The organism is Acetobacter sp. P1H12_c (genome assembly GCF_018811975.1).
Taxonomy (GTDB): Bacteria; Pseudomonadota; Alphaproteobacteria; order Acetobacterales; family Acetobacteraceae; genus Acetobacter; species Acetobacter persici.
Genome location: NZ_JACRVR010000016.1, coordinates 36,568 through 51,704 on the forward strand (window position 1 = coordinate 36,568; position 15,137 = coordinate 51,704).

The window sequence follows — 15,137 nt, forward strand, 5'->3', positions numbered from 1 at the left end:
AGCCATTCCCAAGAATATGGTGGCTCTATTCGACGCCAGCCGACACATAGTGCCTGGCAGACAGATGCTGGCAGCACAGTACGATCCAGAAGGAAGATAACGTAGTGCTTCTCCTTACCAAAGGAGTCAGAAATCTGTCAGGACTTTGAGTGGATGTCGAAATCACTCACACCATGAAGCTGAGGAGCAAAAGCCCCTCGCTCATCCAACACGCCTGAAAAAAACGGAATGCGCAGGCTGCGTTGTTTTGTGCCGTCGCAGAGGTATAAAGCCGTACTGCTTAAAGAGCATGGTCAGATTGGTTTCATTAAACCATTGCAGATGCTCCGGCGGACAGATATCGGGCCATGCCGCCAGATTCTGCGGTGTAGCCCGGTGGCCCGCATCCGGTGCAGAGAGATAGACAACCGCGTTTGGCCGTGTGATGGCCCGAAGGGTTTCCATGAACATCACAGGACTTCTCAGATGCTCCAGCAATTCTGACGAAAACACAAAATCAAAGCGCAGCTCCCGTTTTGCAAAGGCTTCAATATCCTCGGCAAAAAACCTCTGCTCTGGAAAACTGCGCCGTGCAAAGGCAATGCTGTTCTCGCTCAGATCAACCCCCGTGCCACTTCGCGCAAAACGACACAGAGCCGACAGCATGTGTCCACCGCCACACCCCAGATCCACTATGTCACGATGATACACATATGGAATAAACCACAGACTCCGCCAGAATGCGCGCCACCGGCGGGAGCGATCCTTGGGATAGAAAWCCGCACACGCGCCCCGGTAGGTCGTCGCATAATAGGCGGCGATAACCGCCTCAGTCGGCATGGGATCAACAAACAGGAACGCGCAGTTTGAACAGCGCACAATCCTGTAACCATTCTTCTCAAGCTGTGGGTGACACACAGCGTGACACACTGGACACGTCACAGCAGGACGCACCGAGACATCAGGCATCGGGGAGAAATCCATTTTTTCAACTGGAGATTATTGTGAGGACATCGGTCGCAACGAGAGACTGGATGTCCTCACAGCACAGCTTTCCTACTGGAAAACCGTTTAGCCGTGGAATGTTCTCAGGAATTTATACTGATGTGTCGGACCATCCCATCTCCAGACAGGCTGTGTGCTGCCCGGTTGCCCAAAAGACAGATCATGCACGCCATCCTGTGTGGTCGACAGAACGGTTATATCGACAGCACCATTGTGCCAGACAACCCGATTGTCACGATCGAGAACAGTGAGTTCACCCCCTGTCTGCCCCCAACATGAATCTGGATCATAGGTCACGGTCGCACCCTGCAGAACACCACCAAGATCAAGATGTAGAACGCCGATCCTGTTCCGGTTCCCACAGACATTTTTATATCCGTGTGCGGTTTTTTCCAGATCAGGAACATGCCGCAATACGGCATCATCTTTTGCTGTTGCAACAGGCAGGTCACTGCCCGGATAGCTTTTTAACTCGTGAAACGCCGTTCCCGCATCCTGTGCCTGCGCTGTCGACACCAGACCACTGGCCGCACAGAGCATGAGAGACAGAGTTATCATTTTTCTTGTCATTTTCTATTTTCCTGTAATCGTATTTTAGAAATAGCGTCTCATTGGTCGGCTGGATGAGAGGTCCCTGCCCTCTCGTCACTCCACACCGTAGAGCTGACGCCTGTGAGCATCAGCGTCGCATTTCTTGCGCACTTCTTTAACGCTCCCCCACAGGCCGATCCCTGCAGCAAAGGCAATGAAGGGGTGCCACCAAAGTCCAATCGCAACACCACACAGAACCTGCCCCATCACACTGCCATGCTGTGCGATCCGGTATTCTTCTCTGTGCTTGGCTTCAATTTCCCCGAATTCGGCTTCATACTCGGCCCGACGCTGCTCCAGCCGACTGGAAGACTGCGCGCCAGATGCATCGTGCTCACCCATGAAACACCTCATGCACAAGACCGGCGACAATCAGCATGATCCCCACTGGTATCATGATGTCCGTTGCCAGAAAGACCGCACCCAGCCCGATGACCGCAATCACAACGAGCCCGCCTAGCAGTGTCAGCATCTACGCCTCCCGTCCTGTTTATTCACTTAAAGCCGCCCGATATCACGACACAGGCCCAGCAGATGCGAGAGCCGCTGCTGCAGGACAGCGCCCAGAACGATCAGCCCTTCCAGCAGACGGGCTCCATCACTATCGCCACGCAGATCATCCAGCCGGCTTCTGAGCAATCCGTGCTCCAGTTCCACCAGCCTGAACACGTCGTGCAGGCCGGCATGTAACTCTTCGAGACGAGGATCCGAGGTATTTTCATAAGACGCAGACATCATAATCCCTTCGACAAGACGAGGGTTTCATGCGAAGTTCAGCTTGCAAACCACGACGCCTCGCACATTAACCTTTCTCAATACATACGATGTTCCGACTATACATACAAGCGGTTTTCTGCATATTTCAAGCCTCCCTGTTCTTCTGGAGGTTTAATGTCCCGACGCAACCGAAAGCGCCCGCTCATGGATGATCAACTGACCCTCATGCGTGAACGGGGAGAGCGGCTCCGTCAGGCGGCTCAGGCCATCGGTATTACACGCGCAGCCAAAGCCGCCGGCGTGCCCTACACAACCCTGCGCGACTATATGAATGGCGGAGAAATGAAGTTCTCTTCCATCGCCTCTCTCGCACGAACCTGCGGTGTGTCTCTCGACTGGCTGGCCTACGGCGTCGGAGAAGAACCACCCCCTCCCCAGACACAGGAGGAAACACCCGCCAGGGGCGGCCATCAGGCCGTCATCCCCTGGCTGGACAACCGTGAAGACGGGCTGCGTATCAGCAAAAGCTGGCTTGCCAGAACCTTTCGGCAGGATGGCACATCCTTACGGCTCGTGAGCGTTATTGGCGATGCCATGCTCCCCACGCTAGCCGAGAACGATCTCGTGATCCTCGATACCGCCGATCAGCAGATTCACGGTAGCGGCCTGTTCGCCCTCGCTGTGGACGACAGCATCCTGATCCGGCGGCTTGAACGTCGACTGGGAGGCGGTCTACGCGTCATCGCTGACAATGACCGCTATCCCCCTCAGGATCTGACACAGGACGAAGCATCCGATCTGAAGATTGTCGGGGAAGTACTCTGGACTGGAGGCGTTCCCAAGCGTTAAGCAGCCCTGAAAAAGGCGCCGCAATGCGCTACAAATGATTTTTCGTAGATTATAGTTATTTTTTCGCTTGTTGTGTGAGTTTCTTCGCAGTATTTGTTCCTGAGAAATACCGCCTGTTTTCTGGCGGCGGTCTCAGGAGTCCTTTGTGCTGTTCTCCCCTGCTCTTCCCCCGCTGACAGAAATCAGGCCAGGTCAGGCCGCACTTGCCCCGTTCGGCAGCTATCCCATGACACGCCGCCAGCATCTTGCCCGCATGTTGATACATGAACGCCCGCTCGGACGAGGACGCTTACGGCGTATAGCGGTTGCATGGTTCCAGCAGGGACCAGAGATCGTGGATGGCACCTTGTTTGGCTATCGGGTCAGATTTTATCCGCGCGATAACCAGACCGATGCCTATGGGGCCGTCTGTGGCGGATTTTATAAAAGACGCGAACTCCGCTGGCTGCGTTGCATTCTCTCCCCGGACGCCAGTTTCGTAGATATTGGCGCCAATATGGGGTTTTTCTCCCTGTACGCGTCCCGCTGTCACACACGTAAAATTTTGGCGGTTGAAGCCAATCCGGTTCTGATGGCCCGGTTTCGGGAAACACTCGCCCTGAATGAGCCCCTTCCGATCTGGTGCGTTTCCTGCGCGGCGGGCGCGACATCGGGAAATGGACACCTAAAGCCCCGCCACCATGACGTTGGCAGCGGCCAGTTCTCCGCCGTCACTTCCGAAAAAACACAGGCAGGACAGCAGACGGCAACCATCCCCATTCGCCCTCTTAAAGATATTGTCCAGGACGCCGGTCTGAAGACCATCACTCTGATGAAGCTCGACATTGAAGGGATGGAACATGCTGTGCTGGACACCTATTTTAGAGATGTCTCTCCGATGCTTTATCCGCGACACCTGATTCTGGAACGTCCCGTTAACCGAGAGGCACAGCAAGCCCTCGAACATTTATTGATTGCCAGTTCACTTTACAGGATCAGCGGACGCACGCGTGCCAACCTTCTTTTATCAAGAAACTCTTGCTAAAAACCAAATCTTTCAAAAACAAAATTATTGTTTCGAAGTACTTTTCCATCTGGAAAAACTGCTGCCTGTAAACAGGCAGCAGCCCACCGATCAGCTCTGGTTTGCAGAGACTTCCAGCGCTTCATGCGCGCGTTCAAGCCTCTCGCTCAGATCATCGACCAGTAAAATCAGGCCATCCAGAGTATCTGTTGAGCCATCACGCACTTCTTTCAAGCCGGCAATGAGTGCTGCACGCATGATCAGCATGACTTCGTAAACATCCTGAACCGGCGTTGAGGTCGCGCAGAATTGATTTGACATGAGTAATTTTCTTTCTGAAAAATCGTTATCCACAAAGAAGAAATAAAAATCGCGCGCAGTGACACGGGAGCCCCGAATGTCACACGAACACGATGACCTTTTTCTTTTTTGGGGAGAAGGGCGACAACCCTTCGAAAGCTTCTCAAATTCTCAAAAAGACTAAGGAAAACGCCGAACTTCCACGGGTTAGGTAACCTACGGAAACCAATCAAACGGCATCCACAGATGCCTCAGAGGAAAAAGGGGACTGCACAGAGCAGCCCCCTTCCCGTCCTTATCTTTTTGATCCGTTACTCAAAATCTCGGTAGACGCGGTCTTCCATAACCTGCCACCCCTGTACCTTCCCAAATGGTTCTGAAGTGGGTGGAGGCGGCGTGCGGGCAACAGAAAGCGCTGCCAGCATATTCAAACGGCTCTCCGCAAGAAGGTGACGCAAGACAACACGCGACTGCATCATCCGTGTGAAAGCTTCACATTCAAACCACGGGACTTCAAAACTGGGCTGAAGATACTCGACCAGTTCTGCTAAAGAATAGTCACTGCTTTTGCCGAGATTATAAATCCGCGCGAGCCTGTGGAGACACAGTTGATGCGGTCGTTCTCCCCACGGAGCACCAAGTAGGCGGTGCAGAAACGAGACATTATAACCCGCCAGACACAGGGGAAGTTTCTGATCATGTGGAAACACCGCGTTGAAGAGACGGTCTTCAACAACGAAGTCACTTCCTCCCCGCTCACCGGGGACTTTCTGCAACACGCCTTGGAAAACTCCCCCATTCACGTCGGCAAATGTGTAGTCAGGTCGCATCACAAGATCACAATAGGCAAGCGATATCGGTAGCCCCTCTGCAAGCTGGGGCTGTCCGGGACCTGTGGGCGCAATATCGAGGAGCCGGATTGTGCCCTCGCGCCAGCACGGCAGGATAGTCGTATCTTCTTTTACTATTGTCATAATCAGGCTCCCCGCAGTGCAACATCATCGACGAGATCGATGCAGAGATCTTTCAGCTCCGCGGGACGGGCAAACATGTCGAGCCAGACCACGACTGGTGTTATGTCGAGAGCACGATAAAAGCTGAGACGCTGATCAAGACGTGCAAGCCATCTGCGTTCCTCTTCATTGCGTGTGACACGATCAGAGCCACAGCAGCCCACGACTTCGATATAGCGGGAAACATTTCCTTTACGTAACGTTATATCGGCACGAAAAAGCCCCTCATCAAGACAGATGGGTTCGTGCACATCAACATGCATGTTACGGCGCTTCAGAGTGCAGAGCATCTGATAGACAATCCGTTCCGGCAGAGAATCCAGGATTGTGCCGTCAGTTGCAACTGGCCCAGAGACAGGCAAATGAGGCCAGCGACCGGCAGCTGTTTTCTGCACACGAGACCATTCAAGCGTGCCGCTCTCGCCAATAAAAACGAGATGCTGCCCGGCTGCTCCCATAAATCGGAACATGTGAGAATTGGGCGGCGCACCCAAGGCGAGAGTCATGTTTTTATAAAGCCGCAGATCCTCTTTGGTAGGATAAAAGATAGAGGACAGGACAGACGAACTGCTGGTTTTTGTTGAAAGCGTAGACATTGTAATTCCATGAAAGGAAGTAAGCCCGTAAGGAAGCCGTGCCATGAGGCACTTCTTCCTTTTGTGGGGAGGCTGGCACTGCAGCCTCAAACACTGCCCTTGTCCCTGGCAGGCTACAGCTCCCACAAAAACACAGACCCAATTTCTCCGTAACGCAGACACATCACTGCCGACCGCACGCTCACTCAGGCACAGAAAAAGTCACGCACGACTTCTGTCGTCTATTTTTCGAGAATTTTATCATTTTCACCACCATTTATGTTTGTGGAAAAATTGTTGTATTTTTTGCTTACAGTAATTGTCGCATTTCCGGGCTTTTCCACGCTCCCGGACGAGCCAGAAGGCGGAGAAATTTCACTACAAATCAATAACTTAAATATGTTCTTTTACTGACCACCTGGCGCCGCAAGGCAGTCAGCACGAAGTGTTTTTCGGTGCCCTGCACCAAAAACACGGTATCGTGCCATCTTTCTCTCTTTTTGACTTATTTAACAGCTTTGTAATGTTATTTATGTCTCTTTCTTTCTCATTCTGGCTTCTGACAAAGCTGTCGTTCTCTTTCTTCAAAAATGATCTAATCACCCCTTAAAACGTCTCTGTATTCGTTTATTTGAGGCTCTAATGTTTATGAGCGAGCTGTATAAAATTCTTCACAGAGGCGTTTTAAGGTCTGTTTTTGCTGTCATGGTTGTGGAGCGGCATGGTCGATTTTGCCGCTTTTTCGGGGTCTTTTTTGTTAAGAATTTTTCCGGAAAAGCGCGGATTCTGTTTTGCCCTCCACTCCGGTTTTTGTCGTGTTTTCGGCGGTTTTTCCTTGGACCAAGGATTTACCCCTGAAAACCGTGCGTGAACCCCTAAAATCGGGGGGGTTCTATAGGGGGGGGTCCTTGGAATAAGGATTTACCCCTGAAAATCGTGCGTGAACCCCTAAAATCGGGGGGGGTCTATAGGGGGGTTCCTTGGACCAAGGATTTACCCCTGAAAATCGTGCGTGAACCCCTAAAATCGGGGGGGGTCTATAGGGGGGTTCCTTGGACCAAGGATTTACCCCTGAAAACCGTGCGTGAACCCCTAAAATCGGGGGGGGTTCTTTCTTGAACGGGCGGTTTCAACTAATTTTCGTGACGAGAGGCCCCAAAATCGGGGGGGTTCTATAGGGGGGTTCCTTGGAACAAGGATTTACCCCTGAAAACCGTGCGTTAACCCCTAAAATCGGGGGGGTTCTTTCTTGAACGGGCGGTTTCAACTAATTTTCGTGACGGGAACCCCTAAAATCGGGGGGGTTCTATAGGGGGGTTCCTTGGAATAAGGATTTACCCCTGAAAACCGTGCATAATCGTCAATATAAGGGGGTTCTGCTTTATTCCGTCCTGTTCAACTCATTTTCCTGACGGATTGCCCAAAATCGGGGAGGTTTGCTACGGCGTGTCGTCAGTTAAGCAGGATGATGATTGAGGCGAACTGCACTGCTGCGAGGAATGTTGACTTCAGTTTGTCGTAGCGCGTTGCGATGGCGCGGAACTGTTTGAGTTTATTGAAGAACTGCTCAATAAGATTACGTTCCCTGTAAAGAGCGAAGTCTGTTTTGCGTTGTGTCGTTCTGTTGCGTTTTGGTGGAATGACCGGGGTAATCCCACGCTCTGTCAGTCGGTCGATCAACCTGTCTGCGTCATAAGCCTTGTCGGCAAGAAAGGCATCCGGGTCGATCTTTTCCAGAAGCGGTTCGGCCTGAGTAATATCGGCATCCTGACCCGGTGTGATATCGAGTTCCACCGGGTTCCCGAGAGCATCACAGATGGCATGGATCTTTGTGGTTAGTCCGCCCCGCGACCGTCCGATGGCCTGATCCGCGCCCCCTTTTTCAGGGCTCCGGCGCTGTGCTGATGCGCCCGGACTATCGTGCTGTCGATCATCATGTATTCATTGTCGTGATCTGCCGCCAGATGGCGAAATATCCGCTCGATTACACCGCTTTCGCACCAGCGGCGCAGACGCCGGTGGACATTTTTCCAGTCCCCGAAACGCGGTGGAAGATCACGCCAGGGGATGCCTGCGCAATAGCGATACAACACGGCTTCCACGAAGAGACGATTGTCCGCAGCCGTGCCGCCAACATAACCTTCACGACCGGGAAGAAGGTCTTTTATGCAGAATGGTCTGAAGATTTTTGATATGGTGACAATCATTAACCCCTTCCAAAAACCATAGGTTAAGGTTAAATCGGTTTATTGAAGCTCCCAGACTGTTTAATCAATGTTGGGAGCTAAAACATAGACCAGAAGACAGCACGTCGCGTTCTTTTTGCTGTTTCAATGGGTTAGCAAAGCGTCACTGCGGGTTGATGCAGGTTCGAGTCCCGCAGTTCGCACCACAGACACCTGAAATAGCACGATTTTTCGGCAGAATGAGGGGCAAAGGCTGTCTTTGCTCCATCGTCCTTCCCCACTGAGGGAAGATTTTATGCTCCGAGTTAGAGGCACCACTTACCACTTCCGCCGTATCGTTCCCCCTGCCCTGCGAGCAGCCTTAAACCGGCGGGAAATCTGGGTTTCTTTAAAAACCGGCTACCAGAACGAAGCCCGCAAACGCGCTTCTCTGCTTCACGCCAGAACCACAGAACTGTTCATGCAGGCCCATTCTGTTCTGGCTGAACCAGACGCTTTAAGCAGGCTGGAGAGACTGCGGGTTGCACTGCGGGATTTGCAGAGCGTGAATCACCCTTCATCTGCTCAGGAAACGGGGGCCGTGCCAGTTTCAGCACCGATGCCAAAACCCCGGACAGTGAAAAAAGCCCCCAAACCCACCAAGGCTACTCCCCTTATGCTGTCGGGTGCCCTGACGCGCTTCGTGCTGGATAGCCCCCATGCCAGCACCGACACCAAGAAAGCCACCCAGCGAGCGGTAGACCTCTTCCTGCAAGCCTTTGGAGATGCGCCCGTGTCTATCATAGGCGGCGAGAAGGCCGGGGCGTTCCGTGACCTGCTGTTTTCCCTTCCAGCCTCACTGGGCAAACGTAAGAGCAGCCTTACCCTTGAAGAAGAGGTTCAGAGGGCCAGAGAGGAAGGCTTTCCAACCCTGAGCGGAAAAAGTGTGAAAAACCATATGATGAGGCTTTCAGCACTCTGGAACCAGTTGCACCAGCGGGAACTGGTAACACGCAATCCGTGGACAGGCTGGAATTTTGAGAATGGGCAAAAGACTGTCAGGAGAAGCTGGACAGCTAAAGAATTAGCACTCTTGGCCTCTGCGTCATGGCATAGCACTTCGGTGCCGGAACAGACCTTCCGGCTGGTCACACTGATTGCTGCCTATTCCGGCATGAGGCTGGGCGAAATCTGCACCTTACGAAGAGAAGACCTCCAGACTGTTGACGGTATCCCCTGCTTCCTTATCCGTCCTCACACCGAAAGCGGATGGGCTCCCAAGACGGAAGCAGGCACTCGTGTGGTGCCAGTCCATTCAAAACTCATTGAAGCGGGAGTGCTGGCTCTGAAAGACACGACAGACAGCCCCTACCTCATCCCCGGTCTGGAAACCTCGAAACAGGGTGTCAGGGGAGCAGCCCTTGGCAGAGCCTTCTCATTGCTCAAGACCCGCATTGGCCTGCCCGCTGAAATCACGTTTCATTCGTTCCGGCATACCGTTTCCACACAACTCAGAAACGCAGATGCCAACATCCGGGAGGTATGGATTGACCGCCTGCTGGGTCATGAAGCAACCCACAAAAGTCAGGGCACCACAACCTATCTGACCAGCATCTCAACAGCCAATTTGCTGCAAACCATAGAGGCAATAAGTTACCCGGTAACAGCCTTCAAAAAGGGAACGATTTAAAAGGGAGCCAGCAGTGCTCAATGGCTACCCATTGAGCATCTGGCAAGGGGGAGAAACCTCCCCCGTTGACCCCCTAAATAAGGTTTCATTTAATGACCGCTTACGCCCTCATGCTGGTCGTTCAGGTCGCCATATTGCGTATTCTACAAGAGACATGATTATTTTAAAGCCTTACCGCTGAACTAATCTGATCAATGACTGGCTGCTTTAAGCAGGACAGTATCCTAAGTTGCCCTTCCACCGGATGAACTCGGTCCTTACTCAAGATTGGAAGTGCTCACTTAGAATATCTAAAATAAACGCTCCAAAGTTGTAATTCCCTCAGACACGTGTGATCCGCTCATCGAGCCAACTCAAAGCTCGCCTATGCAAGGCGACATCGCTTGGCTCCAGATGTTTGGCATGGGCATCGGGCCTATCGTTAACGACGCCTGCATTGTCATTGAATGCTGTTTTGTCACCGAAGATGCGTTCGAACAATTGCCAGTGCTTGTTGATCACCGCCACAAGTTCAATCCAGTAAAGCTTTTCTGCAATAGTATCGAGATTGAACGGTTCAAGCTCGCTTCGTCGATTTTGAGAAATTGCCGACAGAAGGGCAGACTTCGCCGACGGACTACTCCTATTCGAAAGCGCAGACATACGCAAAAAATTGATCACGAGCGAGCGCAGCGCACGTTCCATAGTGTTGCGCCGGTAAGAAATCCCTGCCAATTCTTCGGCCCATTCGTTTACGAGCGGTTGCGCCTCTATCTGGCTTTCCGAATGCGCTTCAATCATCGGGATATCTTCTGCGAGCATTACCAACGCTGCGCGCATCATGGCCCCGGAGATGCTCCCATTTTGTGTTATTATACCGTAACGTATTAGTGTGCGCCGCATAGAAGCCGAAATATCTGCACCGTCCTTAAGCAGTGATAGTGAAGGCGCACGAAGCTCTGGGTAAACGCGGAAAAGATGTTGCAAGGCAACTTTCGCTAGTGCTGCTCCTTCATCCTGTCCGTAGGCAGCAAGCATCGGAGACACAACCGCCTCTTGCAAGGTTACAGGTCGCGCTGCGGTCTCAATTTTCCCATGAATGGATGAACAAGCTTTCCGTATCCAAAATGGCATGTCAGAACAAAAACTCGAAATTGCTTCTAGCGCAGGTTCATCAAACCGCAAGCCCGCCATTGCGCCAATATTCTTGATCATTGCGTTCGCTGCTCCACGAGGAAGCGGACTCAAGTACTCCTCCGGTATAAATGCCAGAGCAGCATTCTCCAAACCATCAATGGACTCTACTGAGAACCAACGACTTGATACACCACTTATAAGTAACGAAACTGTGCGGTCCTCCCGGGCGGCGGCATGATATGCGGCACGAACATTCCGCCAAAACTCCACAAAGCCTTGCCTCCACTGGAGTGCTCCACCGTTACTGGGTGTAATATAATCGATTTCGTCAAAGACTAGAATGACCGGAAGATCAAACTGGCTCAGAATCATCTGAAATTGCCGTGCAGCGTCCGATAGTGTATTATCTAAGGGACAAGCATTCACTTCTGCGTAGGAGCGTCCGTTCATCTTGAGTTCTTGTAAGGAGCCAGTGATGGAATCGAGCAGGCCAGCAGCATCAAGCCCAAAGACGTCATCACGCTGACAATCAATAAACACCGTGACCGCATCGTAATTACCTTTTAACTCGGCAAGAATACGGTGCAGGATAGAAGTTTTTCCTATTTTGCGAATGCCGAAGCAGGCTCTGATATGTCCGGATTGGAGCTTACGTGCCAATTCTTGTGCTTCGCCTCTACGACCAAAAAACTGAGAATCATTTGCGACAGGTCCTGTTACGTCGAAGGGATCTTGAGTGAAAAACTCAAAGGAAAGCAGTCGTTCCATTTCCTGCTCGCGAGGTAGTACACCTGATGAGGTGTACACTGGGATCACTGCGATACCATGTTCACGGCCCCAGCGCTTAAGTTTTGTATTGCCTCGAGCGTCTTGGTGTACAATAATACAGAGAGTTGGCTCAAGGCGTCCCTCAGATTCATTGATTATTCGACGGGCAAACTTGAGTGATCTAACTTGCTGATCAACATACACATTGCCAATAATTAGTAATTCTCTTTCTACCCCGAGTATACTTTGAACACGTTTAGAACATTTTGCGTATATTACAAAATATTCACCGGTTTCAAATTGACGAATACTTTCGTAATGAATGGAAAACAAGCCCGTAAAAGCCGATACAGTCTCAGCCATTAATTTCTGCAATTGGTAACTCATTATAGCCCTCTCTGATACGCGTAAAATTTTTGATTTTCACTTCTGGCATATTAATATAATAAACTCAATATTTGATTTATTAATGATTATTTCATATGTTTATTTAAAAATCTATTGTTTAAATAATAAATATATAGGGTGTATTTATATTTTACAAGAAATAAATATGATTAATACTATCTCCCATTTATTGGGACCAGTATCAGACCTTCCGCTCTCCCCCAAATGTGACCTAAAGAGCGGGGCCACGGGGGAAGAGCAACGCTTTTCCTCTGATCAATTTGTAAACCATCGCGACACAACGTGTCCGCTGGTTTGCACGGCTGGCTATCCTAAATATTGCACCCCAACGTGCAGCGAAAACTTTACTGAAAAACGAAATGCTGCCGTAACCAGACAGCAAATGCCTCCTCTTTCATACCACCTGAAGCAAGTGTCACCATGACCTCTACCGCCTCTGGTGCATGGACCTGAATACACACCCCATTCACCCTCAGAAACAACACACAACAACTCCAGGCTGTCCGTTTGTTTGCGTCATTAAAAGGGTGGTTACGAGCAATGCCATAAGCATAGGCAGCCGCCAAAGTAGCCATATCGGGCGCTTCACTATCCGCATAATGCCAACGATTTTCTGGCCGCGCTAACGCGCTATGCAACAAGTCTTCGCTTTTGACGCCTTGTGTTCCGCCATATTCCCGAAGTGCCTGGTCATGCATAAACAGCACCACATCAGGTTCAAGAAACTCTGGTTTCTCCGTCATTACCGCTTAGCCAGTTCCTGAAGCACATCAGCCTGCTCTCGAAGCGTCTCACGCGCCATTTGCATCTGACGTTCCAACTTCAAATTACGCTTCACCAGCTTGATGCCATCGGCCATCTCAACAAGCGTGAGTTCCTGCCCAACTTCCAGACCCAGCCGAATACGTGTTTCAGCAGGAAAGGTAATTCCAATAGAATTTCCCTGTTTCCGCACAACAACTGTTTCCATGACACATCTCCGTAATACAATTCGTATTACATAACAGAGGCTGTTGGTGCCATTCAACAATGAAACACCTATAAGCAGTCCGCAGGATTAAACTCTGCGCCACTCTCTTGACTGCCCCACGGGTTTGCTCGCAGAACAAACCCGCAGTCACCATATGAAGGATGATCTCGTCTGAAATTATCGTTCTATTTCAGTGGGTTGTCTGATTAGTCGCGACCAAAGCGAGCGGGTTCGAGTCCCGCAGTTCGCATACCTTAACGTATTGATTTTATTGAGAAACTCTAAAAGAGGTGAAGTGTAAACCCGCTTCTCCACAGTCCTTCTCCAAACTGGAGAAGTTCTCAATGCTGGCTCTCGTAGGCACCCACTACCATTTCCGTCGTGTCGTCCCCGTTGCCTTGCGCCCCCTCTTCGGCAAAACTGAATTCTGGATTTCCCTCAAAACGGGGAACAAATCAGAAGCCCGCCTCTCGGCCATGGCCCTTCATGCCCGGACCAGCGCGCTTTTCAGGACGGCCCGCACCATGACTGACCCAGCCCGGAACAAGCCCATCACCAAGGACGACCTTCTGGCGCTGTATGAAGACATCATCAAAAGACAGGAAGAGGTCATCGAGACCACCGAACGAAATGCCGCAGAACAGCTCAAAATTGAGCGCTACACAGCCAGCATGACCCGGTATGAAGACCTGCTCAAAACCAGAGCCTTCCTGACTTACTCCACAGACGCTCTGGAACAGCTGAATCAGCATATCATCACGCTACGTCAGGACATGATAAGCGGCAAAATGCAGGACAAAGCCAGTCTTGCCAGCAAGACCGAAGAAATCGAACGGTTGCATGATACACTGGTCAAACTGTTTCAGACCGGCCCAGCCCTGTCTCAGGCTCCCGGTGCTGTGCCCCCATCCCACCAGTTGGCATCTCCATCTCCCTCACCCTCTCCGGCTCCAGCCGCTCCGTTCTCTCCACGTCTGACAGAAGCTCTTCAGACAGCTTTACTGGCAGACACCCAGAAGAGTGACGCCACCAAGAAAGAAACCGCCCGCACCGTAGCACTCTTTGTTCAGGCTTTTGGCGATAAGCCTGTCAAAGAGATGACTGGCCGGGTGGCAGGCGATTTTCGAGACCTGCTCTTCTCTCTCCCTACCTCCTACGCCAAAGGCAGGCAGGAGATGGATTTAAACGCTGAGGTCGAGCGGGCGCAGGAATTTGACCTGCCGACATTGAGCGGCAAGAGCGTGAAGAACCACTTCATGCGTCTTTCGGCCTTGTGGAACCAGCTTATCCGCCGCGAGATTGCGGAAAAGAACCCATGGAGCAACTGGGACTTTGACCTGACAAAGCGGAATCCGCGCAGGGCATGGACAGACGATGAACTCGCCCTTCTTTCGTCGTCGGCATGGACATGCAGCACCATCTCACAGGCCACCTTTGCAGGGATTACACTGGTCGCCGCGTATAGTGGCATGAGGCTGGGAGAAATCTGTAACCTGCGGAATGAGGATATTCAGGAGGTTGACGGTATCCCCTGTTTCCTTATCCGCCCTCACCCCGAAGACAAATGGACACCGAAAACAGAAGCCGGTGCCCGTAATGTGCCGATCCATAGTGCTTTGCTGGAATGGGGTATTCTGGATTTCAAGAAAGAAGGTAAGAAATTCCTGTTCTCGGAACTGAAAACACCCCAAAACGGCCCGCGTGGTACGGATTTTGGCCGGAATTTCTCGAAGTTCAAAACAACGATTGGCCTTCCTGCCGCCATTACCTTCCATAGCTTCCGACACACGGTCTCAACCCGCCTGCGCAATCAAACAGGAGACCTCAGAGAACTCTGGATTGATGCCCTACTGGGTCATGAATCCAGCCACAAGAGTCAGGGGGCTACAACCTATCTCTCAGGTATCGAAATCGAGAACCTCAGGCAGACTGTGGAGGCTGTCAGGTATCCAACGCTCTATTTAAGACAAATTCTATGACGGATTAAG

The 15,137-nt window shown here is 51.4% G+C and carries 17 protein-coding genes; 5 read left to right on the forward strand and 12 right to left on the reverse strand.

The window, feature by feature from the left end:
* Nucleotides 1-201: 201 nt before the first annotated feature.
* The 5 genes from KP699_RS09715 to KP699_RS09735 all read right to left on the reverse strand — a co-directional run bounded on the left by KP699_RS09715 (nucleotide 202) and on the right by KP699_RS09735 (nucleotide 2,313).
* Nucleotides 202-858, reverse strand: coding sequence for a bifunctional 2-polyprenyl-6-hydroxyphenol methylase/3-demethylubiquinol 3-O-methyltransferase UbiG (locus KP699_RS09715; protein WP_215762451.1), 657 nt, complete (start codon nucleotides 856-858; stop codon nucleotides 202-204).
* Nucleotides 859-1,050: 192 nt separating this feature from the next.
* Nucleotides 1,051-1,542, reverse strand: a complete 492-nt coding sequence (locus tag KP699_RS09720; protein ID WP_215762452.1) for a hypothetical protein — start codon at nucleotides 1,540-1,542, stop codon at nucleotides 1,051-1,053.
* Nucleotides 1,543-1,629: 87 nt separating this feature from the next.
* Nucleotides 1,630-1,917 (reverse strand): hypothetical protein, encoded by a 288-nt coding sequence (locus KP699_RS09725; RefSeq protein WP_020943931.1) that lies wholly within the window; start codon nucleotides 1,915-1,917, stop codon nucleotides 1,630-1,632.
* Nucleotides 1,910-2,047 carry a hypothetical protein gene (locus KP699_RS09730; protein ID WP_156102453.1) on the reverse strand — a complete coding sequence of 46 codons (138 nt, stop codon included), beginning with the start codon at nucleotides 2,045-2,047 and terminating at the stop codon, nucleotides 1,910-1,912. The genes KP699_RS09725 and KP699_RS09730 overlap by 8 nt, the downstream gene beginning before the upstream one ends.
* A 26-nt stretch (nucleotides 2,048-2,073) precedes the next feature.
* Entirely contained in the window at nucleotides 2,074-2,313 is a 240-nt protein-coding gene (locus KP699_RS09735) for a hypothetical protein (protein ID WP_048837078.1), read from the reverse strand.
* Nucleotides 2,314-2,496: 183 nt separating this feature from the next.
* Here KP699_RS09735 and KP699_RS09740 point away from each other — a divergent pair, with 183 nt between their 5' ends.
* Complete coding sequence (locus KP699_RS09740; RefSeq protein WP_086642095.1) at nucleotides 2,497-3,141, forward strand: S24 family peptidase; 645 nt, start codon at nucleotides 2,497-2,499, stop codon at nucleotides 3,139-3,141.
* 145 nt (nucleotides 3,142-3,286) lie between these two features.
* Nucleotides 3,287-4,165 (forward strand): FkbM family methyltransferase, encoded by an 879-nt coding sequence (locus KP699_RS09745; RefSeq protein WP_086642096.1) that lies wholly within the window; start codon nucleotides 3,287-3,289, stop codon nucleotides 4,163-4,165.
* A 90-nt stretch (nucleotides 4,166-4,255) separates the two neighbouring features.
* On the opposite strand, the gene KP699_RS09750 is transcribed toward KP699_RS09745, so the two are convergent.
* From KP699_RS09750 to KP699_RS09760, 3 genes are all read right to left on the reverse strand, one after another.
* A complete protein-coding gene (locus KP699_RS09750; protein ID WP_086642097.1) occupies nucleotides 4,256-4,465 on the reverse strand; it encodes a hypothetical protein in 210 nt (69 codons plus the stop codon).
* Nucleotides 4,466-4,755: 290 nt separating this feature from the next.
* On the reverse strand, nucleotides 4,756-5,418 hold the full coding sequence (locus tag KP699_RS09755) for a hypothetical protein (RefSeq protein ID WP_061504633.1): 663 nt from the start codon (nucleotides 5,416-5,418) through the stop codon (nucleotides 4,756-4,758).
* A gap of 2 nt (nucleotides 5,419-5,420) precedes the next feature.
* Nucleotides 5,421-6,098: a hypothetical protein gene (locus KP699_RS09760; RefSeq protein ID WP_252346926.1), complete on the reverse strand. Its 678-nt coding sequence runs from the start codon at nucleotides 6,096-6,098 to the stop codon at nucleotides 5,421-5,423.
* Between the two features lie 655 nt (nucleotides 6,099-6,753).
* On the opposite strand from KP699_RS09760, the gene KP699_RS09765 reads away from it, so the two are divergent.
* Nucleotides 6,754-6,903, forward strand: coding sequence for a hypothetical protein (locus tag KP699_RS09765; protein WP_215762453.1), 150 nt, complete (start codon nucleotides 6,754-6,756; stop codon nucleotides 6,901-6,903).
* A 581-nt stretch (nucleotides 6,904-7,484) separates the two neighbouring features.
* Here KP699_RS09765 and KP699_RS09770 read toward each other — a convergent pair.
* Nucleotides 7,485-8,239, reverse strand: a protein-coding gene (locus KP699_RS09770; protein WP_373853786.1) for an IS5 family transposase whose coding sequence is annotated in 2 segments (ribosomal slippage) — nucleotides 7,485-7,898 and nucleotides 7,901-8,239 — 753 coding nt in all. Because the reading frame shifts where the segments join, the coding sequence is not laid out codon by codon here.
* Between the two features lie 274 nt (nucleotides 8,240-8,513).
* Here KP699_RS09770 and KP699_RS09775 point away from each other — a divergent pair.
* Nucleotides 8,514-9,887: a site-specific integrase gene (locus KP699_RS09775; RefSeq protein WP_215762454.1), complete on the forward strand. Its 1,374-nt coding sequence runs from the start codon at nucleotides 8,514-8,516 to the stop codon at nucleotides 9,885-9,887.
* Between the two features lie 321 nt (nucleotides 9,888-10,208).
* On the opposite strand, the gene KP699_RS09780 is transcribed toward KP699_RS09775, so the two are convergent.
* The 3 genes from KP699_RS09780 to KP699_RS09790 all read right to left on the reverse strand — a co-directional run bounded on the left by KP699_RS09780 (nucleotide 10,209) and on the right by KP699_RS09790 (nucleotide 13,149).
* Nucleotides 10,209-12,158 carry an AAA-like domain-containing protein gene (locus tag KP699_RS09780; protein ID WP_215762455.1) on the reverse strand — a complete coding sequence of 650 codons (1,950 nt, stop codon included), beginning with the start codon at nucleotides 12,156-12,158 and terminating at the stop codon, nucleotides 10,209-10,211.
* Between the two features lie 365 nt (nucleotides 12,159-12,523).
* A complete protein-coding gene (locus tag KP699_RS09785) occupies nucleotides 12,524-12,922 on the reverse strand; it encodes a type II toxin-antitoxin system death-on-curing family toxin (RefSeq protein WP_215762456.1) in 399 nt (132 codons plus the stop codon).
* Entirely contained in the window at nucleotides 12,922-13,149 is a 228-nt protein-coding gene (locus KP699_RS09790) for an AbrB/MazE/SpoVT family DNA-binding domain-containing protein (protein WP_215762457.1), read from the reverse strand. The genes KP699_RS09785 and KP699_RS09790 overlap by 1 nt, the downstream gene beginning before the upstream one ends.
* A gap of 344 nt (nucleotides 13,150-13,493) precedes the next feature.
* On the opposite strand from KP699_RS09790, the gene KP699_RS16440 reads away from it, so the two are divergent.
* Entirely contained in the window at nucleotides 13,494-15,128 is a 1,635-nt protein-coding gene (locus KP699_RS16440) for a site-specific integrase (protein WP_252346927.1), read from the forward strand.
* The last annotated feature ends 9 nt before the right edge of the window (nucleotides 15,129-15,137 follow it).